Source organism: Blastopirellula marina (assembly GCF_002967765.1).
Lineage (GTDB): Bacteria > Planctomycetota > Planctomycetia > Pirellulales > Pirellulaceae > Bremerella > Bremerella marina_A.
The window spans coordinates 587,773-609,712 of sequence record NZ_PUHY01000005.1; the positions used below are offsets into that span (position 1 = coordinate 587,773).

The 21,940-nt window shown below is 55.8% G+C and carries 15 protein-coding genes; 5 read left to right on the forward strand and 10 right to left on the reverse strand.

The features are described from left to right. Window positions 1–53 precede the first annotated feature (53 nt). From C5Y83_RS06720 to C5Y83_RS06730, 3 genes are all read left to right on the forward strand, one after another. Window positions 54–2,828 (forward strand): PSD1 and planctomycete cytochrome C domain-containing protein, encoded by a 2,775-nt coding sequence (locus C5Y83_RS06720; protein ID WP_233207127.1) that lies wholly within the window; start codon window positions 54–56, stop codon window positions 2,826–2,828. Beyond that, complete coding sequence (locus tag C5Y83_RS06725) at window positions 2,818–4,221, forward strand: DUF1501 domain-containing protein (protein WP_105328884.1); 1,404 nt, start codon at window positions 2,818–2,820, stop codon at window positions 4,219–4,221. The genes C5Y83_RS06720 and C5Y83_RS06725 overlap by 11 nt, the downstream gene beginning before the upstream one ends. A gap of 192 nt (window positions 4,222–4,413) precedes the next feature. Then, window positions 4,414–4,746 carry a hypothetical protein gene (locus C5Y83_RS06730; RefSeq protein WP_105328885.1) on the forward strand — a complete coding sequence of 111 codons (333 nt, stop codon included), beginning with the start codon at window positions 4,414–4,416 and terminating at the stop codon, window positions 4,744–4,746. A 140-nt stretch (window positions 4,747–4,886) separates the two neighbouring features. On the opposite strand, the gene C5Y83_RS06735 is transcribed toward C5Y83_RS06730, so the two are convergent. Both C5Y83_RS06735 and C5Y83_RS06740 read right to left on the reverse strand, forming a co-directional pair. After that, window positions 4,887–6,191, reverse strand: coding sequence for a DUF1552 domain-containing protein (locus tag C5Y83_RS06735; RefSeq protein WP_233207128.1), 1,305 nt, complete (start codon window positions 6,189–6,191; stop codon window positions 4,887–4,889). Between the two features lie 21 nt (window positions 6,192–6,212). Continuing rightward, complete coding sequence (locus C5Y83_RS06740; protein ID WP_158262263.1) at window positions 6,213–10,298, reverse strand: DUF1592 domain-containing protein; 4,086 nt, start codon at window positions 10,296–10,298, stop codon at window positions 6,213–6,215. A gap of 225 nt (window positions 10,299–10,523) precedes the next feature. Between C5Y83_RS06740 and C5Y83_RS06745 the strand changes: the two genes are divergently transcribed. Next, on the forward strand, window positions 10,524–11,393 hold the full coding sequence (locus C5Y83_RS06745; RefSeq protein ID WP_105328887.1) for a sugar phosphate isomerase/epimerase family protein: 870 nt from the start codon (window positions 10,524–10,526) through the stop codon (window positions 11,391–11,393). Window positions 11,394–11,729: 336 nt separating this feature from the next. Here the strand turns inward: C5Y83_RS06745 and C5Y83_RS06750 are convergent, their stop codons facing one another. The 8 genes from C5Y83_RS06750 to C5Y83_RS06785 form a co-directional block, all read right to left on the reverse strand. Next, entirely contained in the window at window positions 11,730–12,131 is a 402-nt protein-coding gene (locus C5Y83_RS06750) for a hypothetical protein (protein WP_105328888.1), read from the reverse strand. Window positions 12,132–12,222: 91 nt separating this feature from the next. Then, window positions 12,223–13,137 carry a DUF1559 domain-containing protein gene (locus tag C5Y83_RS06755; protein ID WP_105328889.1) on the reverse strand — a complete coding sequence of 305 codons (915 nt, stop codon included), beginning with the start codon at window positions 13,135–13,137 and terminating at the stop codon, window positions 12,223–12,225. Between the two features lie 713 nt (window positions 13,138–13,850). Continuing rightward, on the reverse strand, window positions 13,851–14,936 hold the full coding sequence (locus C5Y83_RS06760; RefSeq protein WP_105328890.1) for a Gfo/Idh/MocA family protein: 1,086 nt from the start codon (window positions 14,934–14,936) through the stop codon (window positions 13,851–13,853). A 137-nt stretch (window positions 14,937–15,073) separates the two neighbouring features. Then, a complete protein-coding gene (locus tag C5Y83_RS06765; protein WP_158262264.1) occupies window positions 15,074–16,135 on the reverse strand; it encodes a CPBP family intramembrane glutamic endopeptidase in 1,062 nt (353 codons plus the stop codon). Window positions 16,136–16,145: 10 nt separating this feature from the next. Beyond that, window positions 16,146–16,778, reverse strand: a complete 633-nt coding sequence (gene pgsA / locus C5Y83_RS06770; RefSeq protein ID WP_105328892.1) for a CDP-diacylglycerol--glycerol-3-phosphate 3-phosphatidyltransferase — start codon at window positions 16,776–16,778, stop codon at window positions 16,146–16,148. Window positions 16,779–16,850: 72 nt separating this feature from the next. Then, window positions 16,851–18,272, reverse strand: coding sequence for a 30S ribosomal protein S12 methylthiotransferase RimO (rimO, locus tag C5Y83_RS06775; RefSeq protein ID WP_105328893.1), 1,422 nt, complete (start codon window positions 18,270–18,272; stop codon window positions 16,851–16,853). A 59-nt stretch (window positions 18,273–18,331) separates the two neighbouring features. Beyond that, on the reverse strand, window positions 18,332–19,144 hold the full coding sequence (locus tag C5Y83_RS06780; RefSeq protein ID WP_105328894.1) for a hypothetical protein: 813 nt from the start codon (window positions 19,142–19,144) through the stop codon (window positions 18,332–18,334). Beyond that, window positions 19,145–19,846 carry a PTS sugar transporter subunit IIA gene (locus tag C5Y83_RS06785; protein ID WP_105328895.1) on the reverse strand — a complete coding sequence of 234 codons (702 nt, stop codon included), beginning with the start codon at window positions 19,844–19,846 and terminating at the stop codon, window positions 19,145–19,147. Window positions 19,847–20,281: 435 nt separating this feature from the next. On the opposite strand from C5Y83_RS06785, the gene C5Y83_RS06790 reads away from it, so the two are divergent. Beyond that, the gene (locus C5Y83_RS06790; protein ID WP_105328896.1) at window positions 20,282–21,811 is read left to right on the forward strand and encodes a Mur ligase family protein; all 1,530 of its coding nucleotides are present in this window, start codon (window positions 20,282–20,284) and stop codon (window positions 21,809–21,811) included. Window positions 21,812–21,940 lie beyond the last annotated feature (129 nt).

The window sequence follows — 21,940 nt, forward strand, 5'->3', positions numbered from 1 at the left end:
TGACGGTAACCGTACGAGCATTGCTGGCACACGGGTCCTGCTTGGGATTGTTTTTGCTTGCCTCTTTTCCGTATGCCATCTCGGCTGCGGAAACGGACGGCGAGGTTCTTTTTGTTCGGCGGATTGCCCCCCTGCTCAGCGAAAAGTGTTTGGCTTGCCATGGCCAAAACGAGGACGAAATTGAAGGAGGGCTCGATCTCCGCTCGGCTGAAGCGACCCATGCCGGGGGCGACAGTGGCGAACCTTGCCTTGTCCCCGGCAAACCCGACGAAAGCCCCTTGCTGTTGGCGGTGAAACGGGACGACGATAGCTGGTCGGCCATGCCTCCGAAAGAGGCCGAACAACTGAGCCCGCAGCAGATCGCCTGGCTCCAGCAATGGATTGCCGCCGGAGCACCTTGGCCGCAGGAAGCTCGAATCAAAGAGATCGAGGAAAGTTACGCCGATAAGTGGTCGGCTGAAGATGGCATCACCGTTGAGACCACTGGAGCCCTCTCCGAAGAATGGGCCAATCGGAAATACAAACCAGAAGCCCTGTGGGCCTACCAGCCGGTGGTGAAGCCGGAGCCACCCCAAGTCGAGGCGACGACGCCGATCGATGCCTTTCTCCAGACAAAATTGCCCGCAGGGCTTTCCGTTGCGCCGCGTGCCGACCGTGCGACTTTGATTCGTCGTGCCACATTCGATCTCTTAGGGTTGCCTCCCACCCCGGACGAGATCGACGCGTTCGTCAACGATCCCGACTCCGAATCGAAAGCGTTTGCCAAGGTAATCGAACGATTACTGGCATCGCCTCATTACGGCGAGCGGATGGCACAGCACTGGCTCGATGTCGCCCGCTATGCCGATACGTCTGGTTTCGCCAACGACTACGAACGAGGCAACGCGTGGCGATATCGCGATTACGTCATCCGTAGCTTCAATCAAGACAAGCCTTACGACCTTTTCGTCCGCGAACAAATCGCCGGCGATGAAATGCGGCCGGATGATTCGGAAGGGATCATCGCCACCGGCTTTCTGCGGATGGGCCCGTGGGAACTGACCGGGATGGAAGTCCCCAGGATTGCCCGACAAAGGTTCCTAGACGACGTAACCAACAGTGTCGGCGAAACGTTCCTGGCGCATTCGCTGCAGTGCGCCAGGTGCCATGATCACAAGTTCGATCCTGTCCCGACGCACGATTACTACGCGATCCAAGCGGTCTTCGCGACCACTCAGCTGGCAGAACGGAAAGCACCTTTTCTCGACGTGGAGAACATCGACGGGTTCGACGAAAAGCGATTCCTGGATCAGCGTCGTCGCGAATACCGCGAGACCCTCGATCAGTTGAACACCAAACAGTTGGTTGCCGCGCTCGAGTGGTATGCCGAGCAAGGGATCGATTCCTTGGAATGGAACAAGGCGGTCGCTGCCAAGAAGTCATTCGACGGCGCCCGCAAAGTGCTGATGCAGCATCGTATACCGGAAGAAGAGATTCCACCAAAGGGTGTTGGATTCACGGTCGCCGACTTCGGCAACGATCGCGTCGCGACGAAGGGGCTGCAGCGGCTGAGCTGGGAAGAGGAACGTTACGAGCCGTACGCGCTGGCCGTTTACACGGGCCGAAGTCCAGATATCAAAGCGATCTATCAGCCTCAGCGGATGCCGAAACAGCCTCTGCAGCATGGGGAACTTGAACAGTCATGCATCCTGATCGGTGGTGATCCCTTTGCCAGTGGTCCGGAAGTATCGCCTGGGATATTGAGCGTTCTCTCGAGTGTCCCTCACGGCGACATTCCCGACTCGATCGAAGGTCGCCGCTATAAGTTTGCCCAGTGGGTCGCCAGCCCCGCGAACCCGCTCACCACGCGGGCAATCGTTAATCGAATTTGGTTGTGGCACATGGGGCAACCGATCGCCGGCAACCCGAATAACTTCGGTGGCACCGGCAAGCGGCCGACGCATCCGCAACTACTCGATTGGCTGGCCGCTACGTTCGTCGAAGAAGGCTGGTCGATTAAGTCCATGCATCGGCGAATCATGAACAGCGATGCCTATTGTCGTAGTTGCCAGCACCCTGCTCCGCAGAAGGTTGCCGAGCAAGACCCGCTTGCCACCAGCTACGCCGCGTTTCAGCCGCGAAGGTTGACCGCTGCTGAGATCCGTGATGCCATGCTTCACGCTACCGGCGAACTGAATCCGCAGATGGGCGGAATTCCCAATCGGCCGGAGATCAATCTTGAAGTGGCGCTTCAGCCACGACAAGTCATGGGAACGTTCGCCGCTGCCTGGACCCCGAATCCACTTGCGGTCGATCGGCATCGTCGTTCGATCTATGCCCTCAAGGTCCGCGGCTTACCAGATCCGTTCCGCGAGGTGTTTAACGCCCCGGCCCCAGACTTTTCATGTGAAATGCGAACAGCGTCGACCGTCACTCCGCAAGTCTTCGCCTTATTCAACGGGCAAGCCAGTTACAGCCGAGCCCTTGCCTTGGCGCATCGCGTGCTCGAAGAAGGACACCAAGGGGAAGCCGCGATCAACCGACTGTTCCGCCTGGCTTACGGACGATCGGCGGCCGACGGCGAGCGTAGGTTGTGCCTCCAGCATTGGCAACAGATGGAAGCGGTCGAGAACAAACGAGAAGTGATTCCGGCCGATCGACCACTGGTTGTCCGGCGCGATGCGATTGAAGAGAACACCGGCGAGCCGTTTTCGTTTGATGAAACGTTGTACGCCTACCAAGAGTTCGTGCCCGACCTGCAGCCGTCAGACGTTGACGTGAAGACGCGAGCCCTGGCCGATGTCTGCCTTGCCGTTCTAAATTCCAACGAGTTTGTCTATGTCTACTAATCCACCGCTAAGCCGCCGCGACTTGCTGTATGGCTTGGGAGCCAGCCTCGGAAGCATTGCGTTCAGCTCGTTGTTGGCAGCCGAAGAAGCGGGAAGTAGCGATCCGCTCGCCCCGAAAGCGGCGCACTTGCCGGCTAAAGCGAAGAACTGCATCTTCCTGACGATGGAAGGGGGCCCGTCGCACATTGATACATTTGATCCCAAGCCGAAACTCAGCGAGCTGCACCTGAACGAGTTCTTCCGCAGCGGCGAGCAGAAGTCGGCCATGGAAAGTGGCAAACGCTACTTCGTACAAAGCCCGTTTAAGTTTCGCCAAGCTGGCCAATCTGGTGCCGACATGGCTGAGAATTGGCAGCATTTGGCTGGCGTCGCGGATGAACTTTGTTTTTACCGTGGTTGTCAGGTCGATAGCGTGAATCATCCGACCGCAATGTACCAGCTGAACTGTGGTAACCGTTTCGGCGGCGATCCTGGCATGGGCGCGTGGGTAACGTACGGCCTCGGTTCGGCCAATCAAAACCTCCCTGGCTTCATCGTGTTGCCTGAGGTCAGCTATCCACAAGGGGGCGCAGCGAACTGGAGCAACGGGTACCTGCCGGCCAGTTACCAGGGCACACCACTGCGTCCCAAGGGATCGCCAATTCTCGATCTGTTCCCCCCGGAAGGTATCTCGCCGGAACATCAGCGGAAGAATCTTGACCTGATTGCTGAGTTGAACCAGGAACATTACAGGCGACATCCCTGGCACAAGGAACTTGGTGCCCGGATGGAAAACTACGAGCTAGCTTTCCGCATGCAAATGCAAGTACCTGGCGTACTCGATCTGAAGAACGAACCGCAAGCGACCCTCGACATGTATGGCGTCGGCAAGCAGCAAACCGACTCCTTCGGCCGGAAGTGCTTGCTGGCTCGTAAGCTGGTGCAGCAAGGCGTGCGCTTTGTGCAGCTTTATCACGGATCTTGGGATAGTCACGACTACATCGAGCGGGCCCACGGCAACCTGGTTCAAGCGGTGGATCAGCCGATCGCTGCCCTGATTGCCGATTTAAGGCGAACCGGTTTGCTCGACGAAACGCTAATCGTGTGGGGAGGCGAGTTCGGTCGTTCGCCCGATAACGGTGTCCGCGGTGGCACGGCATATGGACGTGATCATAATCCGCACGCGATGACCTTTTGGATGGCTGGCGGCGGTGTGAACGCCGGTCACACGATCGGGGCCACCGACGAAACTGGCATGAACGCCGTAGAAAACGTCCATCACATCCGTGATTTTCACGTGACCTTGCTTCGCTTGTTGGGCTTAGACGACAACAAGCTAACGTTCTATCATGCAGGTCGATTCAAGCAGCTGAGTCAATTCGGCGGCAAAGTTATTCCGGAACTGATCGCGTAGTATGACGAAAGTCAATCGTTCAAGAGCATAACTACTTGAAGGAGTCGCAACTTCCCCAACACAACACCTAATGAAACCAATTCTCTAGAGGCCCGAATTTCGGCGATTCTTTGGCAGTGGAGGTTCACGGCAGTCGCGGAACGCAAGACATTCCTCGCCGAATCAGACTTGGCATCCCTCTTGGAATACTGGATGCCGTTCTCTCAAATTGAATTCACGAGAAAGCTGGGCACGTGGTGTGATGGCGTGACTGTGCTCAATCTCTTCCACCTCGGCCGCACTGCATTCCTGATCGTTGGCGTGGGCACTTTTCCTGATGCCTTGTCGCCGTTCGAACTAGAGTTCTACTACAAAAAGCGGCGCGACCTAATGACCACACGGATCGTCTTTCGCTTCGGTATGCTCGACTCGGACTGGCAACTACGGAAGTTTCCACCGACGAAGTCCGCCGAGAACCTCCTTTCGCAGCGCCCCAGCCACGCGAAAGACTGGGCCGTGGCTGTGGAACTAACGCCGGAGGATTAGCTGCCGACATCTGTCTGGGATCCGTCTGATCCTCGGTTCGCCGTTGCTTTTTTTTAAAAGATTGGACTGGTACCCGCTTCGCCCCTGGCCCTTTCCCCACAGGGGCGAGGGAACCGGAAGGGACGGATGATGGCTGCGTATTAAATGTCTGCCAGACGTTCGGCCGAGTCGCCGAATGTTTCTTTGTGGATGCCGAACTTGTCCATCAGCGAGAGATACAAACTGCACATCTTGCGGTTTGGCTGATCGAGGTAGTCGAGCGTTCGCCCTGTTTGCAGCTTGCCGCCACCTCCGCCGAGGATCACCACCGGCAGCTTGGTGGCATCGTGCTGGCTTCCGGCGAGCATGCTTGAGCAGAACATAATCATGGTATTGTCGAGCGTCGTGCGTTCTCCTTCCTGCGTCTCGCTGAGGCGTTTGGCAACGTAGCCCAATTGCTCGAAGAAGAACTGGTTGACCTTCAGCCAGTCCTCCGATTCCTGGTGCGAAAGCAAATGGTGGATCATGTAATCGATTCCCAAGTTCGAGAACCGCAGCGACGAGTGGTCGTTATTAAGCTTCAACGTACAGACGCGGGTTGCATCTGTCTGGAAGGCCAACACCATGATGTCGCACATCAGCTTCATATGCTCGGCGATGTCTTGCGGTATACCGTCGGCCGGTCGGGCCATATTCGGCTTCTCGAGCGGCGGCTTCCAACCTTGCATCTCTCCTCGCTTGCCGGCGCGATCGATTCGTTCTTCGACATCGCGGACCGAATCGAGGTATTCGTCCAACTTGCGGCGATCGGCCTTGCTGATATTGCGCCGAAGATCCTTCGCGTCACCGAGAATCGCATCGAGCACGCTCTTTTCTTCCCGCTTCGCACCATCCTCGAACAAGCGGTCGAATGCCAATGCCGGATAAAGTTCCAAAGGCGTCGGCGTTGTCGGCGAACTCCACGAAATGTGCGAGCTGTACAGCATGGAATAGTTTTTGTGCACCGACGGGTTCGACTTTTCGCAGCCCAGGACCAAGCTGGGTACCTTGGTGTCTTGCCCGTACTCTTGGGCGAGCACCTGATCGATGCTTGTGCCGGAACGGATTTCACCGCCGGAGGAAAGCGGAGCTCCAGACAGCAAATTGCCGGTTTGTGAACTATGGATATTTCCCTTCAACGCTTCGGCATTATACAAGCCGCGGATGAACAGCAGCTTGTCTTTATAGGGAGCCAGCGGATCGAGCACCTGCCCGATCTCCAGGTCGGCCCCTTCCCCTTTCGCCCAGAAGTGATCGCGATGGAAGCCGTTGCCAGCGAACATCACGCCGAAACGTAGCGGTGCTTCGCCTGTTTTATCGGTCGAGGCGGTCGTTTCTCCCCATACCGGAATCGATTCCATCCAAGGCAAGGCCATGCTCACCCCAAGGCCGCGTAGCATCGTACGTCGTGAGAAACGTTGGTTCATGGTTGGTATCCTGTGGCGTGTTCACTCGATCCCTGAAAACTCGTTGCCGCGAATCTCGCGAAATTGCGGGCTGAGCACGATTCGCTCGATCGCGATTTGCACGCGGAACTCGTTCGCTTTAAGCTCCGCGTAAATTTGATCCAATAGCGGCTGATCCGAAAGACGCACCGAGCGTCCCAGCGCGTAGCCGAGCAGTTTCTTGCAGAACTGTTTGACGAACGTTTCCCTGCGTTGCACGGCAATATAGTCACGAATATCCGCCAGTCCGTCGATCGGCGTGCCGTCCATCAGCGTGGTGGTTGAATCGATCAAAAGTCCGCTCTGATCTTTCTGGCGAAAGGCCCCGATCGTGTCGTAGCTTTCCAAGGCGAAGCCGTATGGATCGATTCGCTTATGGCACTTGGCACACTCAGCCACGCTGCTATGCTTCTCGATCAACTGCCGCTCGGTTAGTCCTTCCGGAGCTGTCTCGGGTAAGACTGGCACATTCAAAGGTGGGCGTGGCAAACGTTCCCCGAGCAGCGTTTCGGAAATCCAATTTCCTCGCAAGATGGGACTGGTGCGGGAAGCGCCGGAGTTCTTGGCCAGCACGGTCGCTTGGGTCAGAATGCCCCCTCTGCCAAACTGACGGACCCCTTCGACCTTGCGCCACTCTTGACCTTCAACGTTGGGAATACCGTATTGTTTGGCGAGTTGCTCGTTCAAAAAAGTGTGATCCGCCGTCAAGATATCGATGATCGAGCCGTTGTTTTGAAACAGATCTTGGAAGAATAAGACCGACTCCTCATACATCGGGCCCCGTAGCTCAGCGAATTGCGGATAGTGCTGCTCACTTTTCTCATCGAACTCATCGAAATCGCGGACATGGAGCCACTGACAGGCGAATTGAATCGCCAGGCGACGAATTCGCTCATCACTCAGAATTCGCTCCGTTTGTTCTTTCAATACCGTATCGTCTTGCAGCTGGCCGGTGGCAGCCAATTCGCGAAGTGTTACGTCAGGCGTGGTCGACCACAGAAAGTAACTCAAGCGAGTCGCCAGTTCCCAGTTGTCGATCTGGGTCGCCATTTTCCCGGCACCGGGAGTCTCTGAGCGGTATAGGAATGCGGGGGAAGCCAAGATGCGGGCCAGCGACAATTTGAACGCTTCTTCGTGCGGCTGCTTCTGAGTCCGAAGTTCAGCGTAAAGTTCGCGGATCGTTTGCTCGTCGCGCGGCGTGAGTGGGCGGCGATACGCCTTTTCAGCAAATCGGACCAACGCATCAACGTGAGCGGGCTGCGTATCGATAAGCCGCTGCTTAAAGGCGCTTGCTTGGTTGGTAATCGGTTCACGAAGCGGCTCGAACTGCGTTGGGTCGCCATCCTGCGTGGCGAACTCGAGCAGTTGTTCTAACGCAACGGTAATATCGAGGGCATCCCGGCTGATGTAATGGAGTTCGTCCCATAGCCGATCGAGCCTCGCATGCTCTTCCTCACTGAGCAACAAGCGAGATAGCTCGTCATCTTCACGGTGAAATAAGACCAACGTGACCACTTCATCGACGGGCACAATTTGCGGATAGCAAACGATCGCCGGGAAGTAGTGGCGGAAGTCATCCAAGGGCCCAGTAATCTGCGGGGCAGCAAGCTGATCAGCGGCAGCGACGATTGGCGAACCGGCGAGAAGGTGTTTATTGACTAGCGGGGTTCTTCCGACGCTCCCCTGAACAGGCATGCCGCCCAATGGGACTTCGAGCGTGACGACAAACTCGGCGCCTGTAAAAATCTCGTCCGGCAGCGATATGGGAATCGTAGCTGGAATCGTGGCGACCAGGTCCTCGCTTCCGGATGGATCGGCCTGAGCGGTGATCCCGCCCACCAGGGGCCCATTCCAGGCCAAGAGATCGGCATACAGGTAATCTGCCTCTTCCAGGGGCGTGTCTCCGGCCACCTTGGCAATACGCTGCTGAATCTGCTGGGCGATTAAGTTGGCTTCTTCTGCACTCTCTGCTGCTTTCCACTTCGCCAGAAGCGAGTCTGGCGGAAGCCGGCTCGGTTCGGCTTGCTGGTCCATTCGGCCGTAATAGAAATGCCACGCTTCGGGATTGCCGTAGTGGTCAGCGTGCGGGTTTGCTTCCCCCATCGTGTCCGCACAGTCAGCCGTCAACTGCCACTTCTTTCCTTCGTTTCCGAGTTCGTGAATGGTCAGATCGATCTCGGTCAAATCACAAACATGACTGCTGGCCCGGGGGCCGATTTTCAGCGCGATGACATCACCGCGCGCGAGCGTTAGCTTCTCGACTGGGGCAATGACTGCTTCCGCGCCCGAATCGACATCGCCGCTGGCCAGAACCGAGACGCGACTGCCATGACGATGTTCCAGCCACCAACTGACTCCATTGCCACACGCGTTGTGGGCATCACGGACGTGAGCTTTGATCGAAACTTCGCCTTCAAATGAGCTTTGCCATCCCGTCGCAATCCAATGCTCGGGGCGAGGATGCACGGTGACCGCGTGGGCTTTCAACTCGCCAGGGATATAAACGGTCTGGTCGGTGCCGTTGCCTGCAATGGATAAGGCATCAAGCCCAGGGGCTCCCCAGCCATTGATGCCCGTCTTGCCAGCCACGCTGGTCAGACGCTGTGGCAAGTGAGAAGTGATCGTGGTGTCGCCGCGATACGAGATCTCAAGCAGGTCGAGCCACTGGGACAACAACTTTGGATCGAGAGAATCGGCGGAGGCCAGCTGTGGTAGTTCGACCGGCTGTTCGCTATGGGCAATCTTATAGGCCACAGCCAAGTAGTCTGCCGTCCGATTGGCAATGTCATGACGTGCTTCACGCATGGCCGCCACGGTCGGTTTCAGGTCTCGTAACAGAATAGGAGGTAGGCCTGGTCGTACTAGGCGAGGGCGGCGCCAAATGACGTCGGAAGTTGCTTCGCGGAAAGTAACGGGAATCGCACTTAGCGACAACGTAAGCGCCTCGGGCGAGTCAAGATTCACGCGAAACTCTTGTCGAGGCACGATCGGATTGATCGCTTCCTGCCAGGGGCGAATGCTGCCGAAGTGACCGACCGAGTTGAATTTCCACAGCGTGTCTTGCCATGCGCGGACCGTCTTGGCGAGGTCCGCTGCTTTGTTTTCTTCAGCGGATTGCCAACGCTGACGAAGATCTTCTAACAATGCTGACCGGGGTTTGGCATCGACCAGCATATTTGCCAGGAGGGTGAAGTACTTGGCGTTGAGATGTTCCTGGGCGGCCAACGAACTGGCTTGCGTGACGTCCGCTTTCAGCTGATCGCGATGACGAATCAAGGCGGCGAAATAGGGCTCTAGGTCGATTCGTCCTTCTTCGGCCATGACCTTCTTCGGATCGCTTACGTTCCAGCGGTCGAGCGCGTGGGCATTGCCTACGTCACGAATGTGATTGAAGTAAATGCCGCGGATTTCGGCGAGAATCTCATCGGTGAAGTCGCGACGCGTTTCGCCTGCCGAGAAGCGGAAACCATCGGGCAGCAGCACCGCGTGATCCGCGATTTGCTTGCCAGCGTCCAAATACTTCCGAACCAGCGATGGTGACATCACGAGGGCGTTGCCTGTGTTGGTAAATCCTTCTCCCGCGGCACCATCCACCGGGAATTCTTTCGCCGGATCGAGGTGGGCACCGGTTAAATCGCGAATCGTATAGGTGTACTCGTCGTTGTTCAACCGGCGTAAGACAACCGGGCCAGGATCGCCGGCGTTCGCTTTTGCTTCAACAACCAAGTACTGGTCGACCCACGCTAACAACGTTTTGGTTTGATCGGCCGACAACGGGTCGCTATCCTCCGGCGGCATTTCGCCGTGGCGGACCATCTGCTGCACCTTCTGCCAGGCCGCAGGATCGTGCCGAATTGCCGCCAGGTCCGTAAACTGTTCGAGATCGAGTTCCCCCTGTTTATCTGCCGTCGAATGACAGTCGTTGCAGTACGTCTTCAGCAGCGGAGCGATATCGTGCTGAAACTGGTTACCAAGCCGATCGAACGAAGGCGTTTTCTCCGCGACTACCAACGACGAAAACAGAGAACCCTGTACGAGAGAAACGGTAAGCAAGAGCAAACTGAAATGGGTTCCACGTGCTGAAAGCATTGGACGCATACGATTACTTAGGAGGGAGGATCTAAGGCGGGAGTTGGTCGTGCGTGGCACACTTCGATTGTAATGCTTCAACGAGCGAAGTCCTATAGATTTACCGTAAAACGGCATCGCAAAGCATTCCCCCAAAAAGCGTTGCCTTTCTTTCATAAGTCAGGCAAGATAAAAAACGCCGTAACGTTGAACTTCCTTACTATCCACTCTTCAGAAGCCACTCCCATGCGTTTGTTTGCCACGGCTGTGTTGTTGTTTGCTTGTTTCGTTCCAATCGCGTCGGTGAAAGCTGCCGACCCATTAAGGCAGGATAACCTGGTTGCTTGGTGTATCGTGCCTTTCGATGCCGCGAAACGCACGCCAGAGCAGCGGGCCGTGATGCTTGAAGAGCTTGGCATCGGTCGATGCGCCTACGATTGGCGCGCCGAGCATGTGCCAACTTTCGAACAGGAAATTGAAGCGTATCAAAAGCACAACATCGAGTTCTTTGCCTTTTGGGGCGTGCACGAAGAAGCATTCAAGTTGTTCGAGAAGTACGACCTGCATCCACAAATCTGGTTGATGCTTCCCCAGCCGGAAGGTAACATCCAAGAGGAAAAGGTGGCCTCCGCCGTCAATAATTTGACCCCACTGGCCAAACGCGCGAAAGAACTCGGCTGCGAACTCGGTATTTACAATCATGGCGGCTGGTCTGGCGAACCACGGAACATGGTCGACGTATGTCAGGCGATGCGTCAGGAAGGATTTGACAACGTGGGTATCGTCTACAACTTCCATCACGGTCACGAACATATCGCGGACTTCGCCGAAAGCTTTAAGCAGATGAAACCTTACCTGCTGTGCGTCAACCTCAACGGCATGAACGACAACGCTCAGCCGAAGATACTGGGAATCGGCAAAGGGATGTACGAACGCGGGATGATTAAGACGGTGTTAGAAAGCGGTTACGACGGACCGATCGGAATTCTCGATCATCGTAATGAGCTCGATTCGAAAGAGTCGTTGCAAGAGAATCTAAGCGGACTGGCAGAACTTCAAGCTAAACTCAGTCCAAAGAGTACGATAAGCACGGCCCCAAATATGATTGGGGATTAGTGGCTAACTACACCTGAATTGTTGCCTGAGCCTATTGGCTTGCTCAATCGTTGATACGTTCGTTCAGAGCAAATTCCCGTTCATCGTCGGATCTTTCAAGGGTAGTCTGGGCAACATTCTCTTTCATCGATTGAATCCTCCGTTGGCGATTGAGTTGCAGGCGTTCTCAAAGATGTGCCGAAGGTCACAACGCGATATTCACTAGGATGGGAATTATCCACTGACAGGATTCGAAGCCAGTTTGGTTGGTACGATCATCATTGAAAAAAGCCACCGATTCGCATTTGCGAAATCGGTGGCTTTCTCTTTGGGTTCAATAACCAGCGTTGGTTGAAATTACTTACTGGTCAATTCGAAGTCGAACTTGTTCTCACCAGAAGTAACCGTTTCTTTGAGGGTCGAATCGGTGTTGTATTCTGCGGGAACGCGTTTGGCCGTTCCATCATCCAGGGCTTCTCCACCCACAATCCGCACGATGTATTCGCCGAGGGGAGCACCTTCCTTGAAGCCTGGGTAGACCAGGGAGTAGCTGCCATCCTCTTGGGTATAACCGGTTGCCGTGGTGCGATCCTTGGTATCACCGGTTGGTTCGAAATTGACTTCAAGCCCGGAAACCGGCTTTCCATCCAATGTGACAACGCCAGTGACCGGAGCCATCGAGTCACCGCTACAGCCAACAACACACATCAAAGACAAAAGAAAGGCAAAGCTTGACGCTGTCCGAAACGGCAGACGCATGATTGGGATCCCTTGAGATAAACGAAAAAAGTGACAACACAACCTGGCTGTGCTGTCACTTGAGTTGTGTGAGACAGAAGTACGGATAGCCTTAGAACGGTGATTCGAAGACGTTACCATCTTCGCGAAGGCTAAGCGGACGAAGAACGTTGTTCTTATTCGTCGTTTCCGGAATGAAGTGGACTGAGGCATCTGCGGTGAGCGACATGACGCCGCCAGGATGGAGACTCGACCAGCCCTTGCCGGCGTTCTGTGGCTGGCCAGCCGCTGCGTAGTCGAAGTTCATGGTAAACGCAGCACGGAAGAGCGTACGAAGCGTAGCCTGGTTTCCGTAGCTGTCGTTCTTACCTGCTCCGAGCCACGTTGCCGCACGACCCTTGGGGTACTCGCGTTCGGCGACCATCAACGTGTTGCTGGTACCGTCAATTATGTCGGCGAAGCTCAGGAAGCTGTTACCCCACAGTAACCCACCAGCGTCTTGGTTTTTCACTGGGTAGTGCGGCGTGTTGCTCCAGCCTGCACAGCCGATGTAGTTCGCGACGGCAACGTCAAAGTGATCGGTGCTGCTGAACTGCTGACTTTTGGCCAGATCTGGGCCCGCATCCGACGGACAGATGAAAGCTTCCAGACGATGTTGCAGCAAGGCCTTATCGGCGGCAGTCGAACTACCGTTGTAGCGTTGGTAGAGCGGAATTTTGCCAGGGTTCAATTGATCGTAGAAGTTCTGCTGTTCGACGAACGGAAGAATCGCTACGGCCCAACCGTAGTTGCACTTGCCGTTACCACCCCGGTACAGATAGCCGGCTGGAAACGAACGGTAGGTGTCGTGGTAATTGTGCAGAGCAATACCGATCTGCTTCATGTTGTTGCTGCAGCTCATACGACGAGCCGCTTCACGGGCTTGTTGAACAGCCGGTAGCAACAGGGCGATCAAGACGCCGATGATGGCGATCACCACCAACAGCTCGACAAGGGTAAAACCTTTGTTGATGTTCTTTATGCGCATGCGGATTCCAGATGAATAAAGGAGGAGTGCAAGTGAAAAGAAATCTCAAAAAACATGAAAATTAGAGTATCATTACCCTGTTAGGCCGTCAACCATTCATTCCCCGCGAAATCAGATATTAGAGTGCCGCTAAATCTCGCTAATGTCAGTTAATGGAAATCCGCACTCCAATGGCCGCGTTCCAATCTTCCATCTACCTCGAGCCGTTAGCCCTTTTATTCTCAGAGGTTGGGACGTTTGTCGCTGAATCATGTCCCCCAAGAGCGTGATAAGCGCAGATGAAAACAAAGGCGGTTAATTTATTTTAAGAATTTTGGCGACATGCAGAAAAATTTTCCGACACCGAATGCATAACAATTGATTTCCAACGCGAACAACTGGGAGTGGCGACTGTGTAAACCGCCTGGATGACCTATCTTAGGTACGTTCGATTCGATCTATTTGATTGGTGCGAGGATACATAGAAGAGCAGTCCCACGACTGGAAGAAGCGATGCTAGAAGGCCGTTGCTGAAGAGAATTGAACGTGGCGAGCGATTGTGGCCTGAGTTGGAGGACGCCTTGTCAGTGCACGCTTAAAACCCTCCACGCTCGACACCAGAGCCGGTACCAAGGTTGGGCACTTAGTAACAAAGTATGAAAACCTCGATATCGTCCTGTCGGGGACAACATCGAGGCTTAAAGATTACGAGAAGATCTCAAAGGCAGAGGTCGTTACTTCCCCGGAGTCCAACCCTTGAGATCAGGATCTTTCTGCAGTGGGAAGTCAACGCGTTGGCCGGTTGCGGCGGCCTGGTAGATGGCCAAAATCACTTCCACCGAGCGACGTCCTTCCAGACCGTTAATCGCAGGTTCGCGGTCTTCCTTCACGGCAGCCAACAGGTCTTCAAATTGGGCGCGGTGTCCATGATGACCGATCGCTTTCGGATCGGCAGCGCCGCCACCGGTCTCAGTCTTACCAGCCAAGCGAGCTTTGATGGCTTCGTCTTCGTCGGTCGGCTCGGCGAAGTCCCAAGTCTTGATGTCCTCCTCTTCCATCACGGCGGTTCCCTTTGTGCCGTGCAACTCGATTCGCTTGAGATAGCCAGGGTAAACGGCCGTGCTCGCCTCGATGGTACCCAGGGCACCGTTCTTGAACTTGAGCGAAGCGACGGCGACGTCTTCCACTTCAATGCGCTCGTGCCCGATAAGCGAGCAGTTGGCGGTGATCGAGGCGACGTCGCCCATCAACCAGCACAACAGGTCAACGCTGTGGATCGCTTGGTTCATCAACGCACCACCCCCATCCAACTGCCAGGTTCCTCGCCAAGCGCCGCTATCGTAGTATTCCTGTGTGCGGAACCATTTGACGTAGGCATCCCCGAGCGAAAGCGTGCCGAAGCGACCCTCTTCGATCGCTTTTTTCATCTCCGTGGCCGGGCCATGGAAGCGGCTAGGGAAGATGGTCGCTAGCTTCACGTTATTTTCGCGGCACACATCGATCATCGCGTCGCAGCGGGCGAGCGTAACGTCCAGCGGCTTCTCAACGATGACATGCTTGCCTGCTTTCGCTGCGGCAACGCATGGTTCCATGTGGGCGCCACTGGCGGTGCCGATGGTGATGACATGGATGTCGGGGTTGGCCAGCATTTCGTCTAAGTTTTCGTAGGCCGTGATGCCATGCTTGGCGGCAAATTCAGCGGCTTTCTCAGGCGTGCGGTTGTAACAGCCGACCAACTTGGCGTCGGCGATGTCGGCGATTGCCCTCGCATGGAATTCCGCGATCATGCCTGTGCCGATAATGCCAAAACCAAACGCCATTCGTCTTCACTCCGCTGGGGTGGTGATATTGTTTACTTTTTCATAGCAGGAAGACACGGCCGTACCGATTCGCAACCAGTAACAAGTGTCCTGATCCCCTTTGTATGGTCGGCATTATACGAGGAGCCACGCCGCAATTAAACCGGCGGTGTGTGGGCTGCTTCCCCAAAGAAGATCTGAACCAGCAGCAGCACCATCGACTGCCCATTGAGTAGCATGTGAACGACCAAGCTAGGGGTCAGAGTGCGCGTTCGCTGATAGACGTAACCCAGGCCCAAAGCCAGCACGAATAGTGGAATCGGGGCCGCACCTTGGCCAAGATGCAGCAGCGCAAACAACGTTGCGCTGATCAAAATGGGCATTCCTTGAAATGCCGGAACATGAATACCGACATCTTCATCGAACTCGGTTTCGTCCTGCATAATGGGTGAGACGTAGGGATTCCCGTCTTCGTCGTACGAATTGGTCTCCGCCGGTTCGGTGAGGGCGAATGTCTCAGGATCGGAATGGGGCGTTACGACTACTTCGTTGTCCGTCCGTCCCCACAAAATCGAGAACCGCCTACCGAGTCGCCCGCCTAGTAGATCCTCCAGCCAACCCTGCAAGACCAGGCGAAACGCGAACTCTTCGGTCAGTGGGGCAATCAGGACGGCCGAGATCAACACCGGAATCAGCACTTGTGGCTGCGGATCAGCGATCATCATGTTGATCAGCGGGTGTTCGTAAGGTGTGAGGTAGCCAGCAAGCACCTGGATGGCGATCACCGGAATGCACAGGGCACAAAAAGCCGCAACGCCGATTCGGATGTCTTCGTTCCGCTGGGCTGTGCTTGTTCCGAAGAACATCCCACCACCACCCCGCATCACGATGGTGACGGCCAGTCCGATACAAACAAGCGATTGGGCGATCATTTGACCCCACATCGCGCCAATCTTCTGATCGAGGTCTAATTCTGCACCTGGGCTTCGATCGATTGGCCCCATGAACAGGCCGGCAAGCACGATGATCAGGGCGATCACGCCGATGGTACCCACGACCACATCGATAGCGCCCCAGTGACAGACATCGGTCGAGCGCTGCTCAAGGATTGGCAGATCTGCCTTCCGACGAGCAAAGATATACATCCAAACCGAGAACGAAACGGAAAGCAGTACAACGGCGTATGCGAGGACGGCAAGACCAACGAGCGATGCAACCACAGTTTCTTGCTTATGGGGAGGAAGACAGCTTTCCAGAACGAATAAAGCGTAGGGCATCGCCAATATAGATGGTTCCCGAGGCCAGCGTCAGTCCAATCGTTCCCCACAGGATCAAATTAAACAGATAGACAAACCAGGTTGCATCCAACCCAGCCAGGCCGTACCAGGTGGTGATCCCCTGCCCTTCGTCGGTAGCGAGCGTAATCATCGAGAGAATCGCTGACGCGCACTGCAGTACCATCTTCCATTTTCCGGGCCAGTTGGCCGAGAAATCGCCGCCGTGCTGTTCGACGAAGCTGCGGATCACGGTCACCAACATTTCGCGCCCCATGATCACCACCGCTACCCAGGCAGCAATTCCCGAGCCTGGCAGTGCGACCAGAAAGACAAACGTTCCGCAGATGATAATCTTGTCGACAAACGGGTCGAAGATGCGACCGAATTGGGTGACCTGGTTGTAACGCCGTGCCCAATAACCGTCGATCCAGTCGGTAGAGACCGCCACGATGAAGATGGCCAACGCCCCCCAAATCATGTTCAGCGGCAGCAGCACGAACGCCACGATCGAAAGAATGAAACGGATACCGGTCAACGTGTTGGGAACGTTGACGATCACGTTGGATGGGATCGGCTTGTCAGACATGAGGGCGATTCGCGGTTGCCGTCCGGTCGACAATCATTTGATGATCGACCGCAACGTAAAGGGTTCAACGGGCTACTTGGCCGGTCCCTTAGCGACACCGACCAGATCATAGTCTTTGTACATCACAATTTCAGTCGGGACGATATCCCCCGGCTTTAAACCTTTCGCGGTGACGTACGCTACACAGTCGACATCAGGGGCATCAGCCTTGGTGCGACCAATCCAAGCGGTCTTCTCGCCAGGGACAGGCTGATCAATGATGACATCCATCGTTTGGCCAACCTTCGCTTCGTTGTGATCGAAGACCACTTCCTGCTGGATTGCCATCAAGTGCTCGCGGCGTTGTTCCATCAGTTCTTCGGGAAGATGGTCGTCCAGCTTGACTGCGGGGGTTCCTTCTTCCTTCGAATAGGTGAACACCCCGACGCGTTCAAAACGCTGCTTCTCGATGAAGTCGGCCAGTTCCAGGAACTGCTCGTCCGTTTCGCCAGGGAAACCGGTGATGAAGGTCGTCCGAATGTTGAGGTCAGGCATCACGTCCCGCATCATGCCGACCAGTTCTTCCGTGCTGCTGCGGGTCACACGGCGTGACATCCGACGGAGCATCGTGTCGTTGATGTGCTGAAGCGGAATATCGACGTACGGCACAATCTTATCGCATCCGGCGATTGTTTCCATCAACGGACGATCGACGTACATCGGATAAAAGTACATCAAGCGAATCCAGTCGATGCCCTCAACCTGATTCAGCTTGGAAAGAAGCTCGGCCAAGCGTGGTTCGCCGTACAGGTCCATGCCGTAATAGGTCGTGTCTTGAGCGACGACGATCAGTTCGCGAACCCCATCGGCGGCCAGTTCTTCTGCCTCGGCGATCACTTCTTCCATCGGCTTAGTCGCATGCTTGCCGCGCATCTTGGGGATCGCACAGAAGGTGCAAAGCCGATCGCATCCTTCCGAAATCTTCAGGTACGCGAAATGACGCGGCGTAATCCGCAGTCGTTCGCGATCGCTCAGTGCTCGAACCGGAGCGGGACGAAACACCGTGCGTTGTTCTTCCAAATTCCCTACCAAGCGGTCGGCAACGCGGGTGATTTCTTCCCGTCCGAAAACACCCACCACCTGATCGATTTCGGGGCAGGTTTCCAGCAAGGCGTCTTTCTGACGTTCGGCCAGACAGCCGGAAACGATAACGCCCTTGATCTTGCCTTGACGTTTCAGCTCCAACATTTCGTTGATCGCGGCAAACGATTCGTCACGAGCTCGTTCGATGAAGCCGCACGTGTTGATCACGACGAAGTCGGAGCCTTCGGTGTCTTGGGTCAGCTGGTAGCCATCTTTGTTCAGAAGGCCCAGCATCCGCTCGCTATCGACCAGGTTCTTAGGGCAGCCGAGACTGATAAACGAATACCGTCCGCGGGCCTCGCCCGTTCCGCACGACTCGCCGGCGGCTGATGGTTGAGGGGCATTCGGATCGATAATGGGCAAACTGGTCATGAAGCTTGGATCAAGAGAACATCTAATTGGGATCGCAACATCGCGAAGAACTCCTCATCCTACCGATTGCCCGCCCGATTGACGAGGGGCAAAATGCCGCAATCTCCTTGCGGAATCAGGAGTTGGGCCACATCCGCCAGGGAAAACGGCTGCCCCAAAATTGCGGTTACCCCGCAAGAATGACCCTTTTGCCAGTCCTCCCAGGTGGGCGAACCAACGCAAAGCAGCTTCGGAACGTCCCCTGGGGCGTTCAACGCGGCGGCAACGGTTGCAAACTCGGCTCGATCGGTCCCGGGAAGCATCGCGACCAAGCCTACCCACTGAGAATCCGGTGGCGTGTCGAGATTTGCCCAGGTTGCCGAAAGTCCCAGTGCTCGACAAGCAGATTCCCATAAACCGAAGTCGGCCGCTGAGAGCGCATAAATCCCGACTTCTCCGCCCGACTCGGACCGAGGCATCTCCCGAATGGCGGCGAGGGCTTGTTCCTGCGGCGATGACGTCACTGGAATGTTAGGGCGATTGGCCGATCGAATGAGCGCTGGCAAGCGGTAGCTGGCTTCGTACCAGGCAATTCGTTCGATCGCCGGCGGCAGCGGCCAGGTACGGGCTTCGCCGTAGCACCATGGTCCATGGATCTGCACGAAGCGAGCCAAAGGACTTTGCCGTCGTGCCGTCTCGATATCGGCTTCGGTGAATTGTCCTGGCTTTGAAGCACAAAGCAGTACCAAGTCGAAGTGCGTGTGATCGTCGGCAACCTCAGCCGGGTGCCAGCGAACGGTGGCATACTTGCCGAGCGTCGGCAACAAACACGAGAACTCCGCGGCCTGGAGATCGCCCAGAATCAGCACTTCAATGGCCGGTTCGTTACCCACTTACAATTCGTCCTCACGATCGCGAATCAACTGAAGAACGTCGTCACCATGATCGGCTTCACGGATCGCGCTGAGCAATTTGTTGTCGTTGATAATACGGCTCAGGCGAGCAAGGGTGCGCAGGTGGGATGGATCGTCGATCGAGCAGATCAGGAAGAAGACATCGGTCAAAATCCCGCGGCTGCCGCCAAAGGGAATGCCTTGGTAAGTGCGTCCCATTGCCAGAAAGCCTTCAGCCAGGATCGTCGGCATGGGGCGACGAGGGTGAAGCAGTGCCACACCGTTGTCGAGGGCTGTAGAGTGCATGTTTTCGCGCGTGAGGACCGCTTCAATCATTTGCGGTGCATCCCACAGATAGCCCGCCGCAGTCCCCAGTTCGCAGATCTCGGTCACGACCTTCCGCGGTGAACGGCTGGTCAACGGGATCTTGATGGTGTTCTCGTGCAGCATGTCACCGATCACAACCGGCTCTTCATGCTTGCCGTGCCGATCGAGCACGCCTTCGACCCGCACAAGCTCTTGTTCGTCAAACACGCCGATGCGATGTTCGAGCCAGTGATGGATTTCGGCCCTAGAAAACTTCCATTTGCCGGCGACCTTGCGGCCGGGAATATCATCGCGCCCCGCGAGCTTCTCGACCTGCGACGGGTTCAAATGAAGATAGGCGGCGAGTTCATCGAGATCGAAATCTTGGGAAGGCATAGTGTTAAATGACTGGCAGTGTGCTAGCTGGCGATTGGGTTGATTCAAACTTCTCGGACATGGGAGAGGGTATCGGGGAAGGAAATTCTCTGGAATTTGTTTTAGCAATTCAGGCTTGGCGTTACCTGTCTTGGCGAGCTAGGGAACCTGGGTATGAGCCCGTTTCACTTCGCTGAAAACTGATTCCTGAAAACTTACAACGACTCTTCTCGCAATTCCTCGCATCTGCGAGCAATTGCGGCGAGCGTGTCGGCAAAGTCGGGTTGACTCTTGAGCGGAAATGGAAAACATTAGCCACAGCGTCGAGCGACCGTCTTATTTTAGGCATGTCCTTGGTCAGGAAGAACCAGGACGAGTCGTTTGCGTAAGAACTTCGGATGGATTCGAGGTTTTTCTCCCTTCTGAATCGAGCAATTACTGGCAAGGAGGCCAACGATGTCGCAATCGATTACTTCCCGTGTGGGAGTCTCGCTCCGAAATCTACTGCCGGAAGCCAAGTTCATCGGCGCTCGCGACATTCTTGTTCAAGCTTGCTGTGCTCGACCGGAACATGTTCTCCCTGGCGAAGTCTTTGTCGCGATCTGTGATGATAGCGAAGATGGACACGACCAGGTCGAAGACGCCATCGAGCGTGGAGCCGCGGCGGTTGTTTCCGAGAAGCCACTCCCCGTTAGCGTGCCGGTGTGTGTGGTCTCGGACAGCCGCGAAGCTTATGGTCAATTGTGCCATGCGTTGGCCGATCAGCCGACCAATCGAATCAAAGTGATCGGGGTCACCGGCACCAACGGCAAGACGACGACCTGCTTGTTGATCAAAGCCATTCTGGAAAAAGCCGGAGCCAAGGTAGGCAGTTTGACGAGCCTCGGCTTCGATAACGGTTATGACGAACAATCGTGGAGCCACCCAACGCCCAACCCGGCGATCATGGCCGATATGCTCTCGCGGATGCAGTACAACGGTTGCACCCATGCCGTGATCGAAGCTTCCAGCGAAGGCTTGGTTAAGCAGCACTTGGCCGGCGTTCAGCTCGACGTCGCCGCGTTCACCAACATTCGTCAGAATCACATCGAACTACATGGCTCGGCCCGCAATTACTACCGCGCAAAGAAGAAGCTGCTGAAATACCTTCGCGAGACCGGTGTGGCGATCTTCAACGGCGACGACTCTAATTGTGTTCGTCTGCTCAACAAGGCCGAAGTCCCTTCCCTCTCGATCGCTATGCATGGGGTCGGCGAGATCACAGCGACGGTCATTGAGCGTCACAAGAGCGAACAAACCTTCCTGCTAACCGCCGGCAGCCAGTCGGTTCCGGTTTGCACCCGGATGATCGGCGATCACCACGTTTACAACTGCTTGGTCGCTGCGGCGGTCTGCCTGGTTTACGGGGTCGATCTGAAGACCGTCGTTCGTGGATTGGAGTCGGTCGAAACGCTTCCAGGCCGGATGCAGCGAATTGAATGTGGCCAATCGTTCGGTGTTTTCGTCGATCAGGCTCACACCCATGACGGTCTTGCCGTCGCGTTGAAGACCCTTCGCCGCGTTACTCCTGGCCGCTTGATCTGCGTGCTGGGAGCCAACGAACTAAGCGACCGGATCAATCGTCCACTGCTGGGCCGTGTTGCCGAACGAGGAAGCGACGTCTCGCTGATTACGCTGAGCAGCGTTTACGGAAGGACCAATAGCGAAGTCGTGCACGATATCGTCGACGGCTTTGGTCGACCTGCCAAGGCACACGTGATTCCGAACCGGAAAGAGGCGATTCGCTACGCGTTCAGCCAGGCCGAAATCGGCGACACGGTGGTCATCACCGGTCAAACGACCGAACGCCTGGTCAGCGACAGCGTCGAACAAACCGACCCGCGCGATTGCGACGTGGCCCGCGAGCTTCTCTACGAAATGGTTTATGAAGAAGACGAAATGGTAGCCGAAGCGAAGGTGATCGCGTTTCCGGGAAGTCGAGTTTAAGAGCGTCGTCTTCCAGTGATCCTCAGTGCGAGGGCATTGGAAACGAACGCCCGTTTCCCAGCAATCGCCTGTATCCTCGCCCTTCCCAAGGGAGAGGGCTAGGGTGAGGGTTGTGAGAGACGTCTAGCT

Excerpts from the sequence above, each read along its gene's own strand:
- C5Y83_RS06725 (WP_105328884.1), top strand. The coding sequence starts at position 2,818 with ATGTCTACTAATCCACCGCTAAGCCGCCGCGACTTGCTGTATGGCTTG.
- C5Y83_RS06730 (WP_105328885.1), top strand. The coding sequence starts at position 4,414 with ATGCCGTTCTCTCAAATTGAATTCACGAGAAAGCTGGGCACGTGGTGT.
- C5Y83_RS06735 (WP_233207128.1), bottom strand. The coding sequence starts at position 6,191 with ATGAACCAACGTTTCTCACGACGTACGATGCTACGCGGCCTTGGGGTG.
- C5Y83_RS06740 (WP_158262263.1), bottom strand. The coding sequence starts at position 10,298 with ATGCTTTCAGCACGTGGAACCCATTTCAGTTTGCTCTTGCTTACCGTT.
- C5Y83_RS06745 (WP_105328887.1), top strand. The coding sequence starts at position 10,524 with ATGCGTTTGTTTGCCACGGCTGTGTTGTTGTTTGCTTGTTTCGTTCCA.
- C5Y83_RS06750 (WP_105328888.1), bottom strand. The coding sequence starts at position 12,131 with ATGCGTCTGCCGTTTCGGACAGCGTCAAGCTTTGCCTTTCTTTTGTCT.
- C5Y83_RS06755 (WP_105328889.1), bottom strand. The coding sequence starts at position 13,137 with ATGCGCATAAAGAACATCAACAAAGGTTTTACCCTTGTCGAGCTGTTG.
- C5Y83_RS06760 (WP_105328890.1), bottom strand. The coding sequence starts at position 14,936 with ATGGCGTTTGGTTTTGGCATTATCGGCACAGGCATGATCGCGGAATTC.
- pgsA (WP_105328892.1), bottom strand. The coding sequence starts at position 16,778 with ATGTCTGACAAGCCGATCCCATCCAACGTGATCGTCAACGTTCCCAAC.
- rimO (WP_105328893.1), bottom strand. The coding sequence starts at position 18,272 with ATGACCAGTTTGCCCATTATCGATCCGAATGCCCCTCAACCATCAGCC.
- C5Y83_RS06785 (WP_105328895.1), bottom strand. The coding sequence starts at position 19,846 with ATGCCTTCCCAAGATTTCGATCTCGATGAACTCGCCGCCTATCTTCAT.
- C5Y83_RS06790 (WP_105328896.1), top strand. The coding sequence starts at position 20,282 with ATGTCGCAATCGATTACTTCCCGTGTGGGAGTCTCGCTCCGAAATCTA.